The sequence below is a fragment of the Nocardia sp. CNS-044 genome, from assembly GCF_059570515.1.
Map to the genome: position 1 here is coordinate 122,215 of NZ_JCANSX010000001.1, position 21,594 is coordinate 143,808.

Sequence of the window (21,594 nt, forward strand, 5' to 3'; positions counted from 1 at the left end):
TACAGGTATTCATGAAGACCGTGACTGTAACACTCGCTTCAGAAACTACGGACTCCGTCGTCGTCACCGCCTACGCGGCCACCACTTCACTCGCCGACGACATGGAAACCACCTGGTCGAGGCTGCTGCGAGGAAGGACGGGCATCGGCGTACTCGACGACGACTTCGTCGCCGAATACGACCTGCCGGTCCGCATCGGCGGCAAGTTGAAGGAGCATCCCGCCGCGCAGCTCACCCGGGTCGAACAGCGCAGGCACTCCTACGTCGAGCAGCTGGCGCTGGTCCTCGGCAGGCGGGTGTGGCAGTCGGCGGGCGCGCCGGAGGTCGAGGGCGAGCGGCTGGCGGTGGCCATCGGCACCGGACTCGGCGGCGGCGACGCGCTGATCGACGCGGTCGATGCCATGCGCGCGGGCGGTTATCGGAAGGTGTCGCCGATGTCGGTGCCGATGGTGATGCCGAACGGGCCCGCCGCGACGGTCGGGCTCGAGATCGGCGCCAAGGCAGGGGTTTTCGCGCCGGTCTCGGCGTGCTCCTCGGGTTCCGAGGCGATCGCGCACGCCTGGCGGCTGATCCGCTCCGGAGAGGCCGACGTGGTGGTGACGGGAGGCGTCGAGGGCAACATCCACGCGGTGCCGATCGCCAGCTTCGCCATGATGCGCGCGATGAGCACCCGCAACGAGGAACCCGAACGCGCCTCGCGCCCCTTCGACCGGGACCGGGACGGCTTCGTCTTCGGCGAGGCGGGCGCGCTCATGGTGCTCGAATCCGAGCGGCACGCCAGGGCGCGCGGCGCCGAGATCCACGCTCGCGTGCTCGGCGCGGGCATCACCTCCGACGCCTTCCACATCGTCGCCTCCGACCCGGAGGGCATCGGCGCGGCCCGCGCCATGCGCAAGGCCATCGAGACCGCGGGCCTCGGGGTTTCGGACATCGCCCACGTCAACGCGCACGCCACCTCGACCCCGATCGGCGACGCCTCCGAGGCGAACGCCATCGCGGCCGTCACGCCGCACGCCTCGGTCTACGCCCCGAAATCCGCGCTCGGCCATTCCATCGGCGCGGTCGGCGCGCTCGAGTCCATCCTCACGGTCCTCGCCCTGCGCGACCAGATCATCCCGCCCACCCTCAACCTCGACAACCAGGCCCCTGACATCGACCTCGACATCGTCGCTGGCGCACCCCGCCGCCAACGAATCGACTACGCCGTCAACAACTCCTTCGGATTCGGCGGACACAACGTGGCCCTCACCTTCGGACGTGCGTGAGTCACCCGCCCGGCGATCACACCGGACGCGCGCCATCGCTGCGGCATGGGCGCATCTAGCCGCCGACTCCGGACACCGGCACGACCGCATCGAGCCGCCGTATCGGGACACCGGGCATCCCGCCGCCGCCCGACACTTCCGGTCGTCGGGTTGCCTCACGCACCTGCCACGAGCGTCGACCGGCCCGGTCCACCGCTACCCCGCGTGGCAGAATCGTTAACCGGACGAACTATTCGACAACCGGCAGTGCGGCCGGTCCGAGGGACGGACGATGACGTGAGTGATGCCTTCTACCTCCCGGATCCGGACGACCCGAAACTGTTCATCTCCACCGAACTCACGCGTGGGCCGTGGTCGCCGGACGCGCAGCACGCGGGGCCTCCCTCGGCGTTGCTCGGGCACGTCATCGAGCGGTGTGAGCCGCGGGAAGGGTTTCAAGTCGGGCGGGTCGCGGTGGAGATCCTCGGACCTGTGCCGTTGCAGCCGCTGATCGCGGAGGCGCGGGTGACTCGGCCGGGACGCAGCGTCGAGTTGGTGGAGGCGACGCTCTCGACCGAGCGCGGTCCGGTCATGAAGGCCAATGCCTGGCGGTTCAAGCTTGCCGAGCCCGAACTTCCGCTGCCCGAGGAATTCCATCCGGTGGGCGCGCGGCCCGGTCCGGACCACGCGCCCGCACCAACGCCGTTCCCGGCAGCACAGGAGATCGGCTTCCACACCGCGATCGAATACCGTTTCGTCACAGGCGCTTTCGGCGAACCGGGCCCGGCGATCTGCTGGATTCGACTGAAGTATCCGATCGTCGCGGGCACCACGCCGAGCCCGCTGGAACGCACCCTGGCCGCCGCCGACTCAGGCAACGGCGTGAGCGCGGTCCTCGACTGGAACCGCTACCTGTTCATCAACACCGACCTCACCGTCACCCTGCACCGCCAGCCGGTGGGCGAATGGGTCTGTCTCGACGCGGTCACCTACCCCCAACCGCACGGCATCGGCCTCGCCGAATCGGCCCTCTTCGACGAGAAAGGCCCCCTCGGCCGCAGCACGCAGACTCTCTATCTCGGCGTGCGCTGAACTACGGCCGGGTGGAGATCTGCTGGATCGCCCAGCCGTTGCCGTCGGGGTTCGAGAAGAAGAGGAAGCCGACGTCGTCGAGGGGCGTCCAGTTCATGCCTGTCCCCTTCACCTCGCACGGATGGTTCGTTCCTACCAGTCCACATCCGGACTTCGCGCCCCATTCGCGCGCCTCGTCGCCGGGCAGGTTCACCGGGAGCGGGCCGCGTCAACCCGCGGTTGCCAGCGCCAGGCGAATTCACCAGGCTGCGGTGGTGGCCCAGGTAGCTCACCGTCGGCGGCGAGGCCCGCGATGAGAAGGGCGAGGGTGCGGCGGCGGAGCTGGGCGGTGCGTGCCTGGTCCGGCATGGTGATGGCCGCGCATGCCTCCAGGATCAGCCCGAGATCCAGCGGATTCACCTCCGCTCGCAGCCGTCCGGAAGCGTGGGCGCGGCGGATGAGTTCTTCGTTGACCTCGTCCGCGTGCACCACGTCGGGCAGCATCGCCTCGTCGGGGGTGAAGGTGCCCGCCAGGTGGACGGTGAGCGAGTGGACGTCGGCGTCGACCACGCGCTCCAAGAAGCCGACCAGCCCACGCCAGCCGTCCGAATCCTCCAGTGCCGCATCCGCTTCCGCGTTGTAGCGGCGCAATCCCTCGTGACAGAGGGTGCGCAGCAGCACCTCCTTGCTCGGGTAGCGGCGGTAGAGCGCGCTGATGCCGACGCCCGCGCGTTCGGCGACGGCGGCGATCGGCGCGTTGGCATCGGCGAGGAACACGGCCCGCGCCGCTTCCAAAATCAGACCGTCGTTGCGGGCGGCCTGCGCCTTGCGACCGGGCAGACCCTTGCGAGCTGGGACTTCGGATGTCTTCGGCATGAGTTCAGCCTAGCACTTGAAACGGAATAATCCGTTCTGCTACGGTTTAAACAGAACGAAGCATTCCGTTTCAGAACAAGGAGCCCCCGATGCCCGCAATCACCCCCTTCCGCATCGACATCCCGCAGGCCGAGCTCGACGACCTCCAGTCGCGGCTGGCCCGTGCCCGGTGGGCCGATCAGATCCCCGGCTCCGGCGAGACCTACGGCGTGAGCGTCGACCGCGTCCGCCACTTGGTCGACTACTGGCGCACCGGATTCGATTGGCGCGCAATCGAATCGAAGATCAACGCCCATCCACAGTTCACCACCGAGATCGACGGCCAGACCGTGCACTTCTTGCACGTGAAGTCCAAGCGGGACAACGCCTTTCCGCTGATCCTCAGTCACGGCTGGCCCGGCACCTTCGTCGAATTCCTCGACATCGTCGCCCCGCTCACCGCTGCCGGGTTCGACCTGGTGATCCCGTCGGTGCCCGGCTACGGATTCTCGGGTCCGACAAAGGAATCCGGTTGGGACAACACCCGCATCGCCAAGGCGTGGGCGGAACTGATGAGCAGGCTCGGCTACAACCGCTACGGCGCGGTCGGCAACGACGGCGGCGCGCAGATCTCCGCCGAGATCGGCCGGATGGATCCGGAACATGTTGTCGGCGTGCACGTCTCGCAGGTGTACTCGTTCCCGTCCGGCGATCCGGCCGAGCTGACCGACCTCACCGAGGAGGAGCAGCAGGCGCTCGCGACGCTGGAGTGGTTCGCGCAGAACAAGATGAGCTTCAACATCCTCCAGGCGCAGCAGCCGCAGACGCTGGCGCACGCGATCACCGATTCGCCGACCGGATTGGTCGGCTGGAACGCGCAGCTGCTCGGCCCGGAGCTGGACGACGAATTCGTGCTGACGAACATCGCGATCCACTGGTTCACCGGCACCGCGGGCTCGGCGATCCGGCAGTACTTCGAGAACGCCAAGGCGCCGCAGCCCACCGAGGCGACCACCGTGCCGATGGCGCTCTGCGGATCGACCGGCGATTTCCACGGCATCCGCCGGTTCGCCGACCGCGACCACAAGGCCATCGCGTCCTGGAAGACCCACGACGTGCACTCCCACTACCTGCACCACTCGGCGCCCGAGCTGATCGCGGGCGAGATCACCGAGTTCTTCGCGACGTATCGGTAGGTGCCACCGAGGTTCGCCGCCGGGTCGGGGCACATCGGTCCCGACCCGGCGGTGCGGTCGGCGGGCCGACCCGCGGCGCACATCCGACTCCGGGTGTGCGCCGCGGTGCGTGGACGTTCGCTTATGTCATCGAGAGTCACGGCCATGGTTCGTCTCGCTTCGCGTTGATGTACTGGATTCACCAACGGCACACCAGCTTTCACCGCAAGGAGAACACCATGAAAATCGCAGTCTTCGGAGCCACCGGCAGCGTCGGCCGACTGGTCGTCGAGCAGGCGCTCGAGCAGGGCCACGAGGTCACCGCGTTCACCCGCAACGCCGCGGGAGTCACCCAGCGGCACGAGCGGCTGCGCGTGGTGGAGGGCGACGTCTTCGACACGCACCAGGCCGAGAAGGCGGTCACCGGCCAGGACGCGGTGGTGATCGCGCTCGGCGACGGGCGCAAGGGTCTCGTTCGCTTCGGCGGAACCAAGGCGGTCGTGGAGGCGATGCAGCGCACCGGCGTGAAGCGGTTGATCTGCCAGAGCACGCTGGGCATCGGCGACAGCCGCGACAATCTCAACTTCCTGTGGAAGCACCTGCTGTTCGGCATGTTGCTGCGCCGCGCCTACAACGACCACGTCAAGCAGGAGGAGTACGTGCGAGCGAGCGGCCTGGAGTGGACCATCGTGCGGCCGAGCGCGTTCACCGACGGGCCGCGGACCGGCAGTTACCGGCGGGCGTTCCCCGGATCCGAGCGCGGGCTCACGTTGAAGATCGCGCGGGCGGACATCGCCGAGTTCCTGCTGGAGCAGCTCACCGACTCGACCTATCTGTACCAGGCGCCGGGGATCTCGCACTGAACAGGCGCTGGCTTTGCGGGTGGTCGGCTGCCGCTACAGGTGGCAGACAGAAAACAGCCGCCAGCCGGTCAACCTCCAACCACCATATGACTACCGTCGATAGAGAAATGGATTCCACGGTAGTCATATGGTGGCTTCTGACCGGACGCCCCCAGTCAACCGACGCACCGCTCACACATGCTCGTGCAACTCACCCCAAGCCGGAAACGGATCATCGAACGCACCCCAAACCTCAGCCCCAGCCGCATATTCCGCATCGGTCAGCAGCGCACCATCCAGCAACGCCCGAACCCGATCCCCATCCAACTTCACCCCGATGAAAACGATCTCCTGCCCCGCGGGAACTTCCATCGACGACCACCAAGCAGCAGGCTCGAAGCTCAGATTCGGCCCCGCCTGCGACCACACGGCCGCCAGTCCCGCCCGGCTGGCGATCCAACAGAATCCCTTGCTGCGCAATACCCCTCGCAACTGTTCCAATGCCCCAGCCAACCGCGCCGGGTGAAACGGGCGCGAAGCGGTATAGGTGATACTCCGAATGCCGTACTCCTCGGTCTCCGGAACATGCCCGCCCGCAAGTTCTTCCGCCCACCCCTCAGCTTCCGCGGCAACCAGCGGGTTGTAGCGACCGGTACCGAGCACCTCACCGAGTTCCACCACTCCATGCGACGTGCGCAGCACTCGCGCACGCGGATTGAGCCGCCGCAGTGTGGCTTCCACAGTTCCCGCGGTATTCGCGCTCACCAGATCGGTCTTGTTGATCAACAGCACGTCGGCGAATTCCACCTGGTCGACAAGCAGATCGGCGATGGTGCGCTCGTCGCCCTCCCCCGCCTCCAGCTTTCGTTCCGCCAGCGCTTGGCCGCGCACCACCTCGGCGAGGAAGGTCGAGGCGTCCACCACCGTCACCATGGTGTCCAGCCGGGCGATGTCGCCGAGCCTGAAACCGTCCTCGAACTCCCAGTCGAAGGTCGCCGCGACCGGCATCGGCTCGGAGATGCCGGTCGATTCGATGACCAGCTGGTCGAAGCGCCCCTCGCGAGCCAGCCTGCCGACCGCCTCGATGAGGTCCTCGCGCAGCGTGCAGCAGATGCAGCCGTTGGTGAGTTCGACCAGTTTCTCCTCGGTGCGGTCCAGGTGTCCCTGGCCCGCGACCAGTGCGGCGTCGATGTTCACCTCGCTCATGTCGTTGACGATGACCGCGACCCGGCGGCCCTCGCGGTTGGCCAGGATGTGGTTGAGCAGCGTGGTCTTGCCCGCCCCGAGGAAGCCGGACAGCACGGTGACGGGCAGCGGATCGGTGCGCGATGAAGTGGTCACGGCCTAATGGTAATGGTTTTCATTTCTGGGACGGCATGCGGCCGGCAACCGCGAGATCCGCGCACCTCCGCCACCGCCCCAGCCATGGGCGAGGTTCTCGACGGACCCGCGTCCGACCGCGCCGGTTATGGTCGCCCTGTGAAACTGCTGCCCCTCCCCGCCGACGGACAGACCCCGGTCCGCGTCCTCACCATCGCAGGCACCGACTCCGGCGGCGGCGCCGGAATCCAGGCCGACTCGCGCACCATGGCGATGTGCGGTGTGCACGCGTGCGTCGCGGTCGCGGCGGTGACGGTGCAGAACTCGGTGGGCGTGAGCGGCTTCCACGAGATTCCGCCGCAGATCGTCGCCGATCAGGTGCGTTCGGTGGTCGGCGACATCGGCGTCGGCGCGGCGAAGACCGGCATGCTCGCCTCGACGGCCATCATCGAGGCGGTCGCGGGGGTCTGCCGCGAAGTCGGCATCGGGCGTGACGGCGAGATTCCGCTGGTCGTCGACCCCGTCGCGGCTTCCATGCACGGCGACGCGCTGCTGCACGCCGAGGCGCTGGACGCGGTGCGCCACACCCTGATTCCGCTGGCGACGATCGTGACGCCCAATCTCGACGAGGTCAGGCTGATCACCGGGATCACGGTCACCGACCAGGCCGAGGCGCGACGCGCCGCCGAGGCCCTGCACGCGCTCGGCCCGCGCTGGGCGATCGTGAAGGGCGGACATATGCGCTCTTCCGACCTGAGCACGGACCTCCTCTTCGACGGCGAGAACTTCCACGAATTCCCCGCGCCGCGCATCACCACCGGCAACGACCACGGCGGCGGCGACACCCTCGCCGCGGCCATCGCGTGCGCCCTCGCGCACGGCTACCCGGTGCCCGAGGCGGTCGAGTTCGCCAAGGAATGGACACGCCGCTGCCTGGCCGCCTCCTACGATCTCGGCGCCGGCCACGGCCCGGTCTCCCCCCTGTGGCGGCTGCACTCCTCCTGAGATATTCCGCGAAGAACAGGCTGTCTCGCCTACCGATCCGGGCACCGAAACTTGTCGGTGGGCGGGTCCATACTGGGTATGTCGCGAACACGGTCGGCCTCAACGGCGCGGCTCGGCTGAGAACAACGGCGTTCGCAGTGGACGCGACAAGGCGTATCTCCGCACTAGCTCCGGCCATGCGCGGTCCGACGGACGGACTCCGTCCGGCAGCGCAAGTTATGCGTGTCCCGCATAGGCTCCGGCCATGCGCAGCCTGAGGACGGACACGTCCAGCAGCGCATGTTGTGCGGACTTCCGCCTTCGCTCCGGCCATGCGCGGCATGACGACGTCCGGCAGCGCTGGCCTTACGCCCCCGTGCCGCCCTCGGGCGGCACCGCCGGGGCGAGACGCATGGTTGCGCCCTAAGACGCTGAGTCGTGTCGGTCGAAAGGCGCTGAGTCGGCCGAAAGGCGCTGAGTCGGTCCAAAGGCGCTAGGTGGCCGAAGGCGCTCGGATTGCCGAAAGGCTCAGATCTTCGAAAAGGCTCAGATCTTCGAAAAGGCGCAGTGCAGAGGTAGATCGGCATTGATGACGATGCCGTTGAGGCGAGCATTGGCCTCGGCGAGCGCCGAGACTATCTCGGCGATATAGGCGACGAACTTCTCGATCGGCATCGCGTTGGCTTGGAGCCGGTTCGCGCCGAGCCACCAGTCGGTGGCCGAGGCGACCGCGCCGAATATCGAATAGTTGACGAGCTCGATGCTGGCCACGTCGATCGACTCGTCCTCGACAAGCCCGGCGAACATCTCGGCGGCCCGCCGCGCCGACTGTCGCGCCGATTGCAGCGCCCGCTCGGACTCGTCGGCCTGCTGGGTGAAGTGACTGTGCAGCATGAAACGGAAGACGTTCGGGTGCTCGGTGACCACCAGCGCGTATTCCGCGGCCCCCCGCCGAACCAGTTCACGCGCCGAGTCGTTGCTCAGATCGATGCTGGAGATGATGCGTTCCCACAGCATGTCGCGCACCCGGTCGACGATCGCGTTGTAGAGGTCGGTCTTGTCCTCGAAGTGCCGGTACAGCTTCGGCTTCGCGGCGCCCGCCTCCTTGGCGATATCGCCCATGCTGACTTCCGGACCGAACTTGTCCAGCGCGCGGAACGCGGCGTCGACGAACTCGTCGCGCACCTTCACCCGGTGCGCGCGCCACCGCTCGGTCCGGGCGTCGACCCGTTTGGGCCGCGCCTGGTCGACTTCCCGGCGGCTGTGCATCACGAATCCGACCGTACCAATTCTTCACTCCACCTCGGTCAACTCGGTCGGCACCGGAAACGGAGGCGTGCTCTTTCCCGTTATCCGGAACCGCCGCCATGGATCGGGGTCGCCGACGTACCCGTCGCGGGCGCCGTGCTCGGTGCGGATGACGACCCTGGTGCGCGGCTCGTCACCGAGCGCGGCCGCGAGATCGTCGTTCGGACGAATCCGGCCGAACCACCGGTAGATGCCGTCGATCGGTTCCCGGTAACCGCGCAACTCGACCTGCACCGGAATCTCGCGGCCGTGCACGACGAGGGTTGCCGCGCCTAGATAGTCGGACCGCGCATGCGGACTGTCGCTGTTCATCTCGACTCCTCGGAACCCCACCTCACCTGGGCCGTTGACATCGAGTGAGACGTGGGACACACTCGTAAATGTACACGGAACCGGCGGTATTGGGTACTAGAAGTTCCGCATTCACGGTCCTCCTCTTTCCCGGTACCGCGTCTCCGACGCAGCGGTCCCAGCGCAGCACTCGAGCACAGCTGGCGACCCCGCACAGAGAGCTGGTGCGGACAATGACGTCCAGCCACAACCATGGCTTTCGGCCTGCCACCACGCCGTCCGGCGCCCAAGTGCGCCGCCGTCGCCACATCGGCGATCGGCAGAGCATCGCCCGACGGCTGCTTTTCGCGGGCGTCGCCGAAGCGGCCTACGACCCCGATCTCGACATCGACTGGGACGCGACGCCCGATCCGGCGCTGAATTGGCTTCCACCCGAACGTGTTTCGCTGTACGGCAGCGGGCTGTGGGAGCGGCTGAGCCCCGAGCAGCGACGCGAACTCGGCAAGCACGAGCTGGTCAGCATGCTCAGCGTCGGCATCTACGCGCAATCCATGCTGTCCATGTTGATGTTCCGCGACGTCATCGAAAGCCGCGATCCCGTCGACGATCAGACCAGGTTCACCCTCGCGGCGATTCACGACGAGAGCCGCAACTCCACGATGTACAGCAGGCTGATCAACGCCACCGGCCTGCCGCCCTATCGCCTGCCCCCGCCGCTGCGCGCGCTGACCAAGCTGACGCTGTGGGTCCCCGACGGTCCCACCGCGCTCGGCTTCCGTCTGCTCGTCGAGGAGATGGCGGCGCAGCTGTTGCGCGACCTGACCACCGATCAGCACATCCAGCCGCACCTACGCCAGCTCGCGCTGCTGCACGCCGCGTCCAGCGCGCGACACGTCGAGGCGACGCGCGCGGAATTGTTGCGCGCCATCGACTCTCGCGGACCGATTCGCGCCGCGTTGCACCGCTGGGCATTGAGCGCCGTGACCGCCGTCGCCTACGCGGCGCTCGTGCATCCGGCCGTGTACCGCGCCGTCGGAATTCACCCGCTCGTGGGCGCGGCGGCCGCGCTGACCACCGGCGCCTACCGGAGCAACGCACGCGCCGCGACCGCGACCGTGCGCGACTTCCTCCGCGAAACGCACCACCCGGGCGTTCGCTCGACCAGGAACAGGAGAGCGGTGCGATGACCACCGAGACCCCCGGACCCATCGTCACCACCGCGGGCGCATCGACGGTGCGCCGCAAGACGGTCGGCGATCGACAGAAGACCGCCCGGCGGCTGCTGCGCTCCTCCGCCGAACGCGCCTACGACGGCGAGCTCGACATCGATTGGGACGCACCGATCGAGCCCGGCAAGCACTGGATACCCGAACACCGGCAGTCGCTGTACGGCACCGCGCTGTGGGAACGGCTCACCCCCGAGCAGCGCACCGAACTCGGCCTGCACGAGCTGGTGAGCGTGCTCAGCTTCGGCATCCTCGCCGAGGCCGGACTGAGCACGATGCTGTTGCGCACGGTGCTGGAGAGCGAGCGGCTGGTGGACGACCACACCCGCTACGCGCTGGCCGAAATCGGCGAGGAGACACGGCATTCCACCATGTTCAGCCGCCTGGTGAACCTCACCGGCCTGCGGCCGTACCTGCTGCCGAAGACCGGGCGCAAGCTCGGCCGCCTCGTCGCGTTCATCCCGCTCGGTCCCTCGTCCTACGCGGGCACCCTGCTGATCGAGGAGATCCTGGACCGGTTGCAGCGCGAGGCGATGAACGATCCGGACCTGCAACCCCATGTGCGCCAACTGATGAAGATCCACGTACTGGAGGAAGCGCGCCACATCACCTACGCCCGTGAGGAATTGGTGCGCGCCATCGAGGAGCGCGGCAAGGTGTCCAACGCCTTCCACCGGCTGGTTTTCGCGGTGATGGTGCTGGGCGTGTACCCCGTGTTGATCAATCCGCGCGTGTACCGGTCGGTTGGCATCGATCCGCTCCGTGGCTTCGTCGCCGCCTTCACCTCGCCGAATTTCCGGGTGAACGCGACCTTCGCCGGCGAACCGCTGCTGCGTTTCGCGCACGAGGTGGGCATGCTCGACGGCGCCGTGACACGGCGGCTGTACCGCGTCTCGCGGAGCGTGCCGCAGGACATCCTCGACGAACTCGAGCGCCGCGCGGCGGCGTGATCCGATCGGAGGTGACGCGATGGCAGCGCGATCCTCGACCCCGGTGCACACCGGGGTGCTGATCATCGGCAGCGGGTTCTCCGGCCTCGGCATGGGGATCGCGCTGGACAAGGCGGGGCTCGGCGACTACCTGATCGTGGAGAAGGCCGACGAGATCGGCGGCACCTGGCGCGACAACACCTATCCGGGTTGTGCCTGCGACGTGCCGACACACCTGTACTCGTATTCCTTCGAGCCACGGTCGAATTGGCGCCGGTTGTTCTCCGATCAGCCCGAGATCTTCGGCTACCTGAAGGAAGTCGTCGCCAAGTACGGGCTGCGTGCGCGAATCCGGTTCGGCCAGCACATGGTCCGCGGCCACTGGAACGAGGACGAACGGCGCTGGCACGCCTTCAGCGCCGACGGCCGCGAGTACGTCGCGCGGTTCATCGTCTCGGCCATCGGCGCGCTGCACATTCCGAGCATTCCGGAACTCCCCGGCCGAACCGAATTCACGGGCGCCGCTTTTCATTCCGCGCAGTGGGACCACGATGTCGATCTGCGCGGCAAGCGGGTGGCGGTGATCGGGACCGGCGCGAGCGCGATCCAGTTCGTGCCGGAGATCATCGACGAAGTCGGTGCTCTGACGGTCTTCCAGCGCACTGCGGCGTGGGTGCTGCCGCGCGCCGACGTGGTCTTCTCCGAGCGTTTCCGCACCGCGCTGCGGCGGGTGCCCGGACTGCGCTTCGCGCTGCGCAACGGCATCTACTGGGGCGCGGAGGTCGCCGCCTACGCGATGACGCGCAGACCCGACCTGCTGAAGACGGTGGAATGGGTCGGTCGACGGCACATCGCGCGCCAGATCGACGATCCCGCGCTGCGCGCCGCGGTGACGCCGGACTATCGGGCCGGCTGCAAACGGCTGCTCGGCTCGGACACCTACTATCCGGCGCTCGCCGACCCGAAGACGACCGTGGTCACCGACCGCATCGACCATCTCACCGCCGCGGGCATCGTCACCGCCGACGGCGTCGAGCACCCGGCCGACGTGATCGTCTACGGCACCGGCTTCCACGTCATCGACTCGTTCACCAACTTGTCGATCACCGGCCGCGACGGCGTCGATCTCGGCGCGCGATGGACCGTCGAAGGCGTGCAGGCGCACCGCGGCATCACCGTCGCCGACATGCCCAACGCCTTCTTCCTGCTCGGTCCGAACACCGGTCTCGGCCACAACTCGATCATCTTCATGATCGAGTCGCAGATCCACTACGTGCTCGACGCGATCCGGCAGGTGCGGGCGCGCGGGGCGGTGGCGCTGGCGCCACGGCGGGCGGCGCAGGACCGCTACAACGCCGGACTCCAGCGCAAGCTGGCCCGTTCGGTGTGGAACACCGGCGGCTGCCGCAGCTGGTACCTGGACGAGCACGGCAACAACCGCACGCTGTGGTCCGGTTTCACCTGGGAGTACTGGTTGCGGACGAGGCGGTTGCGTCCGGACGAATACGAGTTCATCGGGCCACCGCCGAGCGCGCCGGTGCGATCGACCGTCGTGCTGGAAAACCTTCCGTCCCAAACCTTTCCGACCACGCTCACAGGCAACTGACAGGGGGCTCCCGTGCGCCACTTCGACAACAAGGTCGCCGTCGTCACGGGCGCGGGCTCCGGCATCGGCCGGGCGCTCGCGCTGGAGCTGGCGCGCAACGGCAGTCGCCTCGCACTGTCCGACATCGACACCGGCGCGGTCGCCGATACCGCAGGTCGCTGCGAAAAGCTCGGCGCCACCGCCATTCCGTACCAGCTGGACGTGGCGCAGCGAGCCGCCGTCTACGCGCACGCCGAGGACGTGCGCGCGGAGTTCGGCGGCGTCGACCTGGTGATCAACAACGCCGGTGTCGCGCTGAGCGCCGACGTCCTCGACATGGACTGGGACGATTTCGACTGGCTGATGAACATCGACTTCTGGGGCGTCGCGCACGGCACCAAGGCCTTTTTGCCCGACCTGATCGCCTCCGGCGACGGGCACGTGGTCAATGTGTCCTCGGTCTTCGGCTTGATGGGCATTCCGTCGCAAAGCGCCTACAACGCCGCGAAATTCGCTGTTCGCGGCTTCACCGAGGCGCTGCGGCAGGAGATGCGCATCGCCGGGCACCCGGTCGGGGTCACCTGCGTGCATCCCGGCGGCGTCTCGACCGATATCGCCGTCAACGCCCGCGGCATTCCGAACGGGATCGATCGGGAGACGGTGCGCCGCGGCTTCGAGCTGATCACCATGACCAGCCCGGAAGCCGCGGCCAAGATCATCCTGCGCGGCGTGCGCAAGAACAAGGCGCGGGTGCTGATCGGGCCGGACGCGCGCGGCTTCGACCTGGTGCCGCGGCTGCTCGGGCCGCACTACGCGGATCTCGGCGTACCGCTGTACCGGCTGGGCAAGCGGGCCGCGAGCCGTTTCGGCATCGAACTGTAGGAGGGGCGATGGCGCAGTCCAATTCGCACGTGCACACCCTGGAAGTGGTGGAGGTGATCAAGGAGACAGACGCGGCGATCTCGCTGGTCTTCGAGGTCCCCGACGCGCTGGTCCCCCGATTCCGTTACCACCCTGGGCAATTCCTGACGCTGGAGGTGCCGAGCGAGCGCACCGGATCGGTCGCGCGCTGCTATTCGCTGTCCAGCTCACCGCATCTGGACGACGACGCCATCGTGACGGTGAAGCGTACGCCCGGCGGCTACGCGTCGAACTGGCTGTGCGACAACGCTTCCGTCGGCATGCGGTTGCGCGTGCTCGCGCCGTCCGGGGTGTTCGTGCCGAAGTCGCTGGACGCCGATCTGCTCCTGCTCGCCGCGGGCAGCGGCATCACACCGATCATGTCCATCGCGAAATCGGCGCTGATCGCGGGTTCCGGCACGGTGCTGCTGGTCTACGCCAACGACGACGCGGGCGCGGTGATCTTCGGCGCGGAACTCGAGGAGATGGCGGTCGAGTTCCCGGATCGGTTCACCGTGGTGCACTGGCTGGTGGACGAGCGCGGCCTGCCGACGGTGTCCGGGCTGCGCGAGCTGTTCACGCCCTACCCGCGCTACGACGCATTCCTCTGCGGCCCAGCGCCTTTCATGGCGACGGGCACCGCGGCGCTGCGGGCGATCGGCATGCCCGAGTCGCACATCCACCACGAGAAGTTCCAGTCGCTGACCGGCGACCCGTTCGCGGACATCGAACTCTCTGGCGCGGACGCCGAATCGGGCGCGGCCACCGCCACGGTGACCCTCGACGGACGCACGCTGGAGCTGTCATGGCCGCGCTCTCGCACGCTGCTCGACGTGCTGCTCGCCAACGGCTACGACGCGTCGTTCTCCTGCCGGGCGGGCGAGTGCAGCGCGTGCGCCTGCACGGTCCGCGCGGGCGAGGTGCGGATGCTGCGCAACGAGACGCTCGTCGACGCCGACCTCGCCCTCGGTCTGACGCTCGCCTGCCAAGCCCTTCCCGTCTCCGACCACGTCCGCATCGACTTCGATCAGTGACAGGAGCGGGTGTGCCTGCTCATGGTGTGGTTCTCTGAGCGAATGCCTGCCAACGGGAATCACACGGCCTGCGGTATGCCTTCTCCGCACATGTGCGCCCGCCAGGGACGGGTTTGCCTGCTCATGGTGTGGTTCTCTGCGCGAATACCTGCCAACGGGAATCACACGGCCTGCGGTACGCCTTCTCCGCACAAGTGCGCCCGCCAGGGACCGTTGCCGGATTGGCAAGGAAACTGGCGTGGGGTCGAGGACTGAGCGCACCATGCCCTGTGCGGGTTTTCCGCTCGACAAGCACCGGGCATACGCAGGTCAGGAAGGGTGTTCGATGACCGAAACCACCGCTCAGGAGTACTGGGAAGACTTCTACCGCGAGCGCGAGCGGGTCTGGACCGGCAAACCGAACGCGTTGCTTGTCCGCGAAGCCGCCGACCTCGCGCCGGGCACCGCGCTCGATCTCGGCTGCGGTGAGGGCGGGGACGCCCTCTGGCTGGCCGAGCGCGGCTGGCGGGTGCATGCCGTCGACGTCTCGGCCATCGCGTTGGCGCGCGGCGCCGAGCACGCCGCGGCCGCGGGCGTCGCCGATCGCATCACCTGGGCGCGGCACGATCTCGCGCACTCCTTCCCCGAGGGCTCCTACGATCTCGTTTCGGCGCAATTCCTGCACTCGCCGGTCGCCGGGGACGGCGAACGCGACAAGATCCTGCGGCACGCCGCCGATGCCGTCGCCCCGGGCGGCACGCTGCTGATCGTGGCGCACGCGGGTTGGCCGACCTGGATGGTCGAGCCGCCGTTCTTCGAATTCCCCACCATCCCAGGCACTCTCGCCGCCCTCGCGCTCTCGCCCGAGGATTGGCGGGTCGAAACCGAGGACGTCGTCGAGCGCGAAAGGGTCGGGCCCGAGGGGCAGGAAGGCCGTAGGGAGGACACGGTGCTGCGTATCCGCCGCCTGCGTTAGGCGTACCTCAGCCTTCGCTCCGGTCATGCGCGGTCTGAGGACGGACTGAGTCCGGCAGCATCGTCCGGGCGTACCGGCGCTTGCTCCACCGCCGAGCGGACACGGTCCAAGGAACCTCACAGCCCGGTCCGACGGAGCTCCACCGCCGACCGCGGAGCCGTTGCCGAAACAAGGACGCGCACCGACTCTTTCGTAAGCCGGTGCGCGTCTGTTCAGCGCTCAGTTCGCGGTGGGGTAGTTCGCGTCGACCCACTCCGCGAAGGTCGGGCCCGCCAGCGTGGCATGCGAGCCGGGCAGCAGGGCGCCGTTCTCGAACTGGTCCCGGTCCAGGTTGGCCGGGTCGCTGACCTCCTGCACCTGGATCGCGTCGCCACGCCGTGCGGCGAGCACCGCGGCCGCGCCCGCCATGGTCTCCGGCCGGGGCCCGGCGATCTCCGGGAACGGTCCGCCGGTGATCTGCGGCGCCGGGTTCACCGCCATCTCGACGAGCTTCTCAGCAACGGTGCGGGCGGCCACCAGCTGGGTCCGCATGTTCGGCAGGAAGGCGACCTCGCCCTGGGTTCCCCACTGCGTCATCACCTCGACCAGCTCGTGGAACTGCGCGGCCCGCAGAATCTGCACCGGCAGCGGACCCTTAGCGAGCTCCTGCTCGTGCACCAATTTGGCGGCGTTGTAGCCCGCGACGCTGTCGTCGATGCCGATGATGGACACCACGACCAGCCGCTCTACCCCCGCCTTGCTGCCCGCCTCGTGCAGGTTGCGCGCGGCAGCGGTGAAGAACTCGGTGGCGATGTCCTTGTCCGCGGAGGGCGTGCTCGAGGCATCGATCACCACATCCACCCCGGCCAGCGCCTCGACCAGGCCCGAGCCGGTCTCGATGTCCACGCCGTTGGCGCGGGAGAAGGCCACCACCTCGTGGCCCTGCTCGTTCAGCACGTCGACCACGTGGCGGCCGAGGCGTCCGGTGGCTCCGGCGACGGCGATCTTCTTGCTGGCGTTCATGTCCTGCTCCTTCTGCTGCGCTGCGGTGTTCCGCGTTCACAGAGGGGACGAAGCAGGTCGGGCGAGTGTGACATCGGGACGAACGCGCAGGTCGACGGCAGTCCTCGGGTGAATCCAGCGCCGCGCCACGCGGAGCCGCACGGCACGACCGCACGGCACGCGCTTCGACGGCCGCGATCCGTGCCGGAGAGATTCAGCGCGGCGCGGTGAGCGCCGAATGCAGTGTCGCCGACCACTGCTGGACGATCTCCTTGCGCCGGGCCGAGTCGTCGGTGAGGACGTCGGCGAGGCCGAGACCGCGGGCCAGGTCGAGCGTGGCCTGCACCAAGTGGTGCGCGACGGGATCGGAGTCGTCGACGCCGAGCGCCTCGACGGCCCTGCGGTGCGCGACGCGGCCGAACTTCGCCTCCAACGGCACGATACGTTCGCGCAGCACCGGGTCGGCGGCCGCGTGCGTCCACACCTGCAACGCCGCCTTGAACAGCGGCGAGGTGTAGGACTCGACGAGGCCCGCCACGACGGCCTGGGTCCGGCCCGCGCCCTCGGCCACTCCGGCGATCGTCACCGCCTCCGCCTTGGCCTGGTCCATGCGGGTGTCGAACATGTACTCCAGCGCGCCCGTGATCAGGTCTTCCCTGGTCGGGAAGTGGTGCTGAGCCGCACCGCGCGACACCCCCGCCCGTTCGGCGACCACCGCGACCGTCGCGGCGGCCCAGCCCATCTCGGCCAGGCAGTCGATGGTCGCCTCGAGCAGGCGCTGCCTCGTCGCTCGGCTGCGGTCCTGCTTGGGTTCGTGGGGTGTCGCCATGGCGCTATTCTGCCCAGCTCGGTGCGCGCCGCTGTAGGAAGGCCAGCATGCCCTCGTGCACCTCCGGCGTGCCGAAGAAACTCGCCGAACGCCGCGCCAGTTCTTCGGCCGAGGCGTCGAACCCGGCGAGGATGTCCGCGTTGACCAGACGCTTCGCCTCGGCCAGACCTTGCGGCGACCCCTTGCGCAGCTCGCCGATCAACCGCGCGACCTCGGCGGCCGGGTCCTCGGCCGTGACCGTGACCAGCCCGATCTCGGTGGCTACGTCGGCGCCGAACTTCTCGCCGGTCAGGTAGTAGCGGCTCGCGGCGCGCGGGCTCAGCCGCGGCAGCAGGGTGAGCGAGATCATGAACGGCGCCAACCCGATTCGCACTTCCGTGAGCGCGAAAGAGCTGCCCGGTCCCGCCACCACCAGGTCGCAGGCCGCGACGATGCCCATGCCGCCCGCGCGCACGTTGCCGTCGATCTGCGCGATCACCGGCTTGGGCACCTCCACCAGCTTGCGCAGCACGCCGATCATCACGCGGGTGCGCTGGTCGGCGGCCACCGCGGGGTCGGCGTCGCTGGCCTCGCTGAGATCCGCGCCGGCGCAGAAGGTGTTGCCGGTGTGCGTGAGCACGATGCCGCGCACCGCGGGGTCGGCGGCCGCGTCGTCCAGGCCGCGCAACAGCTCGGTGACGAGCCGCGAGGACAGCGCGTTGCGGTTGTGCGGTGAGTCGAAGGTGAGGACCGCGAAGCCGTCGCGGATCTCGTAGCGAACGAGCGGCGCGGTGGAAGTGTCGGTCATCGGGTCTCCTCTGGTTCGTCGATCCGGTGATTCCGCCCCGGCGCTGTCGATGGCCGGGGCGAAATCGGCTGCGTCAGTACGACTTCGGCAGACCCAGCGAGAACTGGGCGACGAAGTTGAGCACCATCTCGCGGCTGACCGGCGCGATCCGGCCGATGCGAGACGCGGCGAGCATGGCCGCCAGACCGTAGTCCGCGGTGAGGCCCGCGCCGCCGTGCGTCTGGATCGCCTGGTCGAGCGCCTTGATGCTGGCCTCGGCCGCCGCGTACTTGGCCATGTTCGCGGCCTCGGCCGCGCCCATCTCCTCGCCCGCGTCGTAGAGGGTCGCGGCCTTCTGCATCATCAGCTTGGCCATTTCCAGCTCGATCTTCACCTGGGCCAGCGGATGCGAAATGCCCTGGTGCGCACCAATCGGCGTCTTCCACACCGTGCGCTCCTTGGCGTATTCCACGGCGCGATCGATGGCATAGCGGCCGAGGCCGACGGCCATCGCGGCGCCCATGATCCGCTCCGGATTGAGGCCCGCGAACAGCTGCATCAGCGCGGCGTCCTCCTTGCCGACCAGGGCGTCGGAGGGCAGGCGGACGTCGTCGAGGAACAGGCTGTACTGGTGGTCCGGCTCGATGATGTCCATCTCCTGCGGCACCTTGGTGAAGCCGGGCGCGTCGGTGGGCACGATGAACAGGGCGGGCTTGAGCTTGCCGGTCTTGTGGTCCTCGGTGCGCGAGACGATCAGCACCGCCTCGGCCTGGTCCACGCCGGAGATGAAGATCTTGCGGCCGTTGAGGATCCAGTCGTCACCGTCGCGGCGGGCGGTGGTGGTGATCTGGTGCGAGTTCGACCCGGCGTCGGGCTCGGTGATGCCGAAGACCATCTTGCCGGTGCCGTCGGCGAGCTTGGGCAGCCAGTGCTGCTTCTGTTCGTCGGTGCCGTACTTGGTGATGATGGTGCCGCAGATCGCCGGGGACACCACCATCAGCAGCAGCCCCGCGCCCTGCGCGGACAGCTCCTCCATCACCAGCGCAAGCTCGTACATGCCCGCGCCACCGCCGCCGTACTCCTCCGGCAGGTTCACGCCGAGGAAGCCGAGTTTGCCCGCCTCGTCCCACAATTCGGTGAGCGGCTCGTTCTTGCGCGCCCTGGGCAGCACGTAGTCGCGGTAGGTGTACTTGGCGGCGAGCGCGGCCACCGCGGCCCGCAGCTGCTTGCGCTCGTCGGATTCGATGAAGGACATCATTGCTCCTGGTTCTCGTTGACCGCGTCGTCGGGATCCACGACGGCAAGGACGGCGCCGATGTCGACCTGCTGGCCGACGGTGACATTGAGCGCGCTCAGCACACCCGCGGTGGGCGCGGCGATGGTGTGCTCCATCTTCATCGCCTCCAGCCACAGGATCGGCTGACCGGCGTCCACCCGGCTGCCGAGCTCGGCGCCGAGCCGGATCACGCTGCCCGGCATGGGCGCGAGCAGCGAACCGGTGGCCACCTGGTCGGCCGGATCGCTGAAGCGCGGCAGTCTGCGCGCGCTCACCGGGCCGAGCGGGGAGTCGACGCAGACCAGGTCGCCGTAGCGCGCGACGGTGAACACCCGCCGCACCGGACCGCGTTCGCCCGGCACGTTCAGCACCACTCGCTCGGGGCTCAGCTCCACCAGCTCGACGCCCTCGTGGCCGTCCACCACCACACCGTCGCGGGTGAACCGGTAGCCGACCTCGTGCACGCCACTGGTGCGGCTCTCGTAGGACTTGCGCTGCGACTGCGAGGGCAGGTTACGCCAGCCGCTCGGCAGCCCGCCGCCGACCCGCGCCGCCGCGCGGTTGGCAGCGGCATCCGCGAGGGCTGCGGCGACGAGGGACAGCGCCTCGTCGGACTCCCACGCCAAAGGTTCGGCGAGCGAATCCAATCCGTGCGTCTCGAAGAACGCGGTGTCGGTGTCGCCCGCCAGGAAAGCGGGGTGGCGCAGCACCCGCACCAGCAGGTCGCGGTTCGTCACCAGACCGTGGATGCGGGCCCGCTGCAATGCCGAGGCGAGCAGACGCGCTGCCTCCGTGCGGGTCTCGGCGTAGGAGATGACCTTGGACAGCATCGGGTCGTAGTGCACGCCGACGACCGAACCGTCGACGACACCCGTGTCCAGGCGCACGCCCGGCCGGTCGAGCAGATCGAATTCCGCGATGACCGAGGGAATCTCGAGTCGGCGTACGGTGCCGCTCTGCGGCTGCCAGTCGTGTGCGGGATCCTCGGCGTAGAGCCGGACCTCGATGGAGTGTCCGCGCATGGCGGGCGGTTCGGCGGGCAGCGCCGCGCCGGAGGCCACTTCCAGTTGCAGGCGAACGAGATCCAGCCCCGTCGTGCATTCGGTGACCGGATGCTCCACCTGGAGACGGGTATTCATCTCCAGGAAGAAGAAATCGCCCTGCTCGTCAGCGAGGAATTCGACGGTGCCCGCGCCCGTGTAACCGATGGCGCCCGCGGCGATCCGGGCTGCTTCGAACAGCCGATCCCGCATGCTCACTGCCTCCGGGCCTGACGCACGCATGGCGTCGACGCGCTCGACCAGCGGCGAGGGCGCCTCCTCGACGACCTTCTGGTGACGCCGCTGGATGGAGCACTCGCGCTCGCCGACCGACCAGATCGTGCCGTGCGTATCGGCCATGACCTGGACCTCGATGTGCCTGCCCGTCTCGAGGTACCGCTCGCAGAACACCGTCGGGTCGCCGAACGCCGACTCGGCCTCGCGCCGGGCCGCCGCGATCTGCGGTTCCAGGTCGGCGAGTTCGCGTACCACCCGCATGCCGCGCCCGCCGCCACCGGCGGATGCCTTGATCAGCACCGGCAGGTGCGCCTCGGTGACCTCGGCCGGGTCCAGCTCGGCGAGCACCGGCACGCCCGCGGCGTCCATCATCTTCTTGGACGCGACCTTCGAGCCCATCTGTTCGATGGCCTCGATCGGCGGTCCGATCCAGACCAGCCCGGCCGCCTGCACGGCGCGCGCGAATTCGGCGTTCTCCGAAAGGAATCCGTAGCCGGGGTGGATGGCGTCGGCGCCTGCCGACAGCGCGGCCTCGACGATCAACTCGCCGCGCAGATAGGTCTCGCCGGGTGTATTGCCGGGTAGGCGGACCGCGGCGTCGGCCTCGCCGACGTGCGGTGCCGCGGCGTCCGCATCGGAGTACACCGCGACGGTGCCCAAGCCCATCCGCCGACAGGTGGCGAAGACGCGTCGGGCGATCTCGCCGCGATTGGCGACGAGTACAGTCGAGATTTCGTTCACGGCTG

20 protein-coding genes are annotated in these 21,594 nt (G+C 68.5%); 11 read left to right on the plus strand and 9 right to left on the minus strand.

Features of this window, described 5'->3' with window-relative positions; genetic code table 11:
- The first annotated feature begins 20 nt into the window (after positions 1 to 20).
- Both T333_RS00585 and T333_RS00590 read left to right on the plus strand, forming a co-directional pair.
- Complete coding sequence (locus T333_RS00585; protein ID WP_496423387.1) at positions 21 to 1,265, plus strand: KasA/KasB family beta-ketoacyl-ACP synthase; 1,245 nt, start codon at positions 21 to 23, stop codon at positions 1,263 to 1,265.
- 276 nt (positions 1,266 to 1,541) lie between these two features.
- Positions 1,542 to 2,336, plus strand: a complete 795-nt coding sequence (locus tag T333_RS00590; RefSeq protein WP_496423388.1) for a thioesterase family protein — start codon at positions 1,542 to 1,544, stop codon at positions 2,334 to 2,336.
- A 189-nt stretch (positions 2,337 to 2,525) separates the two neighbouring features.
- On the opposite strand, the gene T333_RS00595 is transcribed toward T333_RS00590, so the two are convergent.
- The gene (locus tag T333_RS00595; protein ID WP_357254475.1) at positions 2,526 to 3,191 is read right to left on the minus strand and encodes a TetR/AcrR family transcriptional regulator; all 666 of its coding nucleotides are present in this window, start codon (positions 3,189 to 3,191) and stop codon (positions 2,526 to 2,528) included.
- A gap of 89 nt (positions 3,192 to 3,280) precedes the next feature.
- Between T333_RS00595 and T333_RS00600 the strand changes: the two genes are divergently transcribed.
- Together T333_RS00600 and T333_RS00605 are read left to right on the plus strand one after the other, a co-directional pair.
- Entirely contained in the window at positions 3,281 to 4,366 is a 1,086-nt protein-coding gene (locus tag T333_RS00600; protein WP_496423389.1) for an epoxide hydrolase family protein, read from the plus strand.
- A 218-nt stretch (positions 4,367 to 4,584) separates the two neighbouring features.
- Positions 4,585 to 5,208, plus strand: coding sequence for an NAD(P)-dependent oxidoreductase (locus tag T333_RS00605; RefSeq protein WP_354998681.1), 624 nt, complete (start codon positions 4,585 to 4,587; stop codon positions 5,206 to 5,208).
- Positions 5,209 to 5,379: 171 nt separating this feature from the next.
- On the opposite strand, the gene T333_RS00610 is transcribed toward T333_RS00605, so the two are convergent.
- Entirely contained in the window at positions 5,380 to 6,528 is a 1,149-nt protein-coding gene (locus T333_RS00610) for a GTP-binding protein (RefSeq protein ID WP_496423390.1), read from the minus strand.
- A 138-nt stretch (positions 6,529 to 6,666) separates the two neighbouring features.
- On the opposite strand from T333_RS00610, the gene thiD reads away from it, so the two are divergent.
- The gene (gene thiD / locus T333_RS00615; protein ID WP_357254482.1) at positions 6,667 to 7,512 is read left to right on the plus strand and encodes a bifunctional hydroxymethylpyrimidine kinase/phosphomethylpyrimidine kinase; all 846 of its coding nucleotides are present in this window, start codon (positions 6,667 to 6,669) and stop codon (positions 7,510 to 7,512) included.
- A 525-nt stretch (positions 7,513 to 8,037) separates the two neighbouring features.
- Here thiD and T333_RS00620 read toward each other — a convergent pair.
- Positions 8,038 to 8,760: a TetR/AcrR family transcriptional regulator gene (locus tag T333_RS00620; protein WP_354999027.1), complete on the minus strand. Its 723-nt coding sequence runs from the start codon at positions 8,758 to 8,760 to the stop codon at positions 8,038 to 8,040.
- Positions 8,761 to 8,784: 24 nt separating this feature from the next.
- Positions 8,785 to 9,111, minus strand: coding sequence for a DUF4873 domain-containing protein (locus tag T333_RS00625; protein WP_357254484.1), 327 nt, complete (start codon positions 9,109 to 9,111; stop codon positions 8,785 to 8,787).
- Positions 9,112 to 9,323: 212 nt separating this feature from the next.
- Between T333_RS00625 and T333_RS00630 the strand changes: the two genes are divergently transcribed.
- The 6 genes from T333_RS00630 (at position 9,324) to T333_RS00655 (ending at position 15,719) form a co-directional block, all read left to right on the plus strand.
- Positions 9,324 to 10,277, plus strand: a complete 954-nt coding sequence (locus tag T333_RS00630; protein ID WP_496423391.1) for a diiron oxygenase — start codon at positions 9,324 to 9,326, stop codon at positions 10,275 to 10,277.
- Positions 10,274 to 11,266, plus strand: coding sequence for an AurF N-oxygenase family protein (locus T333_RS00635; RefSeq protein WP_496423392.1), 993 nt, complete (start codon positions 10,274 to 10,276; stop codon positions 11,264 to 11,266). The genes T333_RS00630 and T333_RS00635 overlap by 4 nt, the downstream gene beginning before the upstream one ends.
- Before the next feature lie 19 nt (positions 11,267 to 11,285).
- Positions 11,286 to 12,851 carry a flavin-containing monooxygenase gene (locus T333_RS00640; protein WP_496423393.1) on the plus strand — a complete coding sequence of 522 codons (1,566 nt, stop codon included), beginning with the start codon at positions 11,286 to 11,288 and terminating at the stop codon, positions 12,849 to 12,851.
- A gap of 12 nt (positions 12,852 to 12,863) precedes the next feature.
- The gene (locus tag T333_RS00645; RefSeq protein ID WP_496423394.1) at positions 12,864 to 13,712 is read left to right on the plus strand and encodes an SDR family NAD(P)-dependent oxidoreductase; all 849 of its coding nucleotides are present in this window, start codon (positions 12,864 to 12,866) and stop codon (positions 13,710 to 13,712) included.
- An 8-nt stretch (positions 13,713 to 13,720) separates the two neighbouring features.
- The gene (locus T333_RS00650; protein ID WP_496423395.1) at positions 13,721 to 14,764 is read left to right on the plus strand and encodes a 2Fe-2S iron-sulfur cluster-binding protein; all 1,044 of its coding nucleotides are present in this window, start codon (positions 13,721 to 13,723) and stop codon (positions 14,762 to 14,764) included.
- A 325-nt stretch (positions 14,765 to 15,089) separates the two neighbouring features.
- The gene (locus T333_RS00655; protein WP_496423396.1) at positions 15,090 to 15,719 is read left to right on the plus strand and encodes a class I SAM-dependent methyltransferase; all 630 of its coding nucleotides are present in this window, start codon (positions 15,090 to 15,092) and stop codon (positions 15,717 to 15,719) included.
- 219 nt (positions 15,720 to 15,938) lie between these two features.
- Here T333_RS00655 and T333_RS00660 read toward each other — a convergent pair whose 3' ends face one another.
- The 5 genes from T333_RS00660 to T333_RS00680 form a co-directional block, all read right to left on the minus strand.
- Complete coding sequence (locus T333_RS00660; RefSeq protein ID WP_496423397.1) at positions 15,939 to 16,721, minus strand: SDR family oxidoreductase; 783 nt, start codon at positions 16,719 to 16,721, stop codon at positions 15,939 to 15,941.
- 193 nt (positions 16,722 to 16,914) lie between these two features.
- Entirely contained in the window at positions 16,915 to 17,529 is a 615-nt protein-coding gene (locus tag T333_RS00665) for a TetR/AcrR family transcriptional regulator (protein WP_357254499.1), read from the minus strand.
- A gap of 4 nt (positions 17,530 to 17,533) precedes the next feature.
- On the minus strand, positions 17,534 to 18,316 hold the full coding sequence (locus T333_RS00670; RefSeq protein ID WP_354998669.1) for an enoyl-CoA hydratase family protein: 783 nt from the start codon (positions 18,314 to 18,316) through the stop codon (positions 17,534 to 17,536).
- A gap of 73 nt (positions 18,317 to 18,389) precedes the next feature.
- On the minus strand, positions 18,390 to 19,550 hold the full coding sequence (locus tag T333_RS00675) for an acyl-CoA dehydrogenase family protein (RefSeq protein ID WP_496423398.1): 1,161 nt from the start codon (positions 19,548 to 19,550) through the stop codon (positions 18,390 to 18,392).
- Positions 19,550 to 21,589, minus strand: coding sequence for an ATP-binding protein (locus tag T333_RS00680; RefSeq protein WP_496423399.1), 2,040 nt, complete (start codon positions 21,587 to 21,589; stop codon positions 19,550 to 19,552). Before T333_RS00680 ends, T333_RS00675 begins: the two co-directional genes overlap by 1 nt.
- Positions 21,590 to 21,594 lie beyond the last annotated feature (5 nt).

Excerpts from the sequence above, each read along its gene's own strand:
- T333_RS00595 (WP_357254475.1), bottom strand. The coding sequence starts at position 3,191 with ATGCCGAAGACATCCGAAGTCCCAGCTCGCAAGGGTCTGCCCGGTCGC.
- T333_RS00600 (WP_496423389.1), top strand. The coding sequence starts at position 3,281 with ATGCCCGCAATCACCCCCTTCCGCATCGACATCCCGCAGGCCGAGCTC.
- T333_RS00605 (WP_354998681.1), top strand. The coding sequence starts at position 4,585 with ATGAAAATCGCAGTCTTCGGAGCCACCGGCAGCGTCGGCCGACTGGTC.
- T333_RS00620 (WP_354999027.1), bottom strand. The coding sequence starts at position 8,760 with ATGCACAGCCGCCGGGAAGTCGACCAGGCGCGGCCCAAACGGGTCGAC.
- T333_RS00625 (WP_357254484.1), bottom strand. The coding sequence starts at position 9,111 with ATGAACAGCGACAGTCCGCATGCGCGGTCCGACTATCTAGGCGCGGCA.
- T333_RS00630 (WP_496423391.1), top strand. The coding sequence starts at position 9,324 with ATGACGTCCAGCCACAACCATGGCTTTCGGCCTGCCACCACGCCGTCC.
- T333_RS00635 (WP_496423392.1), top strand. The coding sequence starts at position 10,274 with ATGACCACCGAGACCCCCGGACCCATCGTCACCACCGCGGGCGCATCG.
- T333_RS00640 (WP_496423393.1), top strand. The coding sequence starts at position 11,286 with ATGGCAGCGCGATCCTCGACCCCGGTGCACACCGGGGTGCTGATCATC.
- T333_RS00650 (WP_496423395.1), top strand. The coding sequence starts at position 13,721 with ATGGCGCAGTCCAATTCGCACGTGCACACCCTGGAAGTGGTGGAGGTG.
- T333_RS00655 (WP_496423396.1), top strand. The coding sequence starts at position 15,090 with ATGACCGAAACCACCGCTCAGGAGTACTGGGAAGACTTCTACCGCGAG.
- T333_RS00660 (WP_496423397.1), bottom strand. The coding sequence starts at position 16,721 with ATGAACGCCAGCAAGAAGATCGCCGTCGCCGGAGCCACCGGACGCCTC.
- T333_RS00665 (WP_357254499.1), bottom strand. The coding sequence starts at position 17,529 with ATGGCGACACCCCACGAACCCAAGCAGGACCGCAGCCGAGCGACGAGG.
- T333_RS00670 (WP_354998669.1), bottom strand. The coding sequence starts at position 18,316 with ATGACCGACACTTCCACCGCGCCGCTCGTTCGCTACGAGATCCGCGAC.
- T333_RS00675 (WP_496423398.1), bottom strand. The coding sequence starts at position 19,550 with ATGTCCTTCATCGAATCCGACGAGCGCAAGCAGCTGCGGGCCGCGGTG.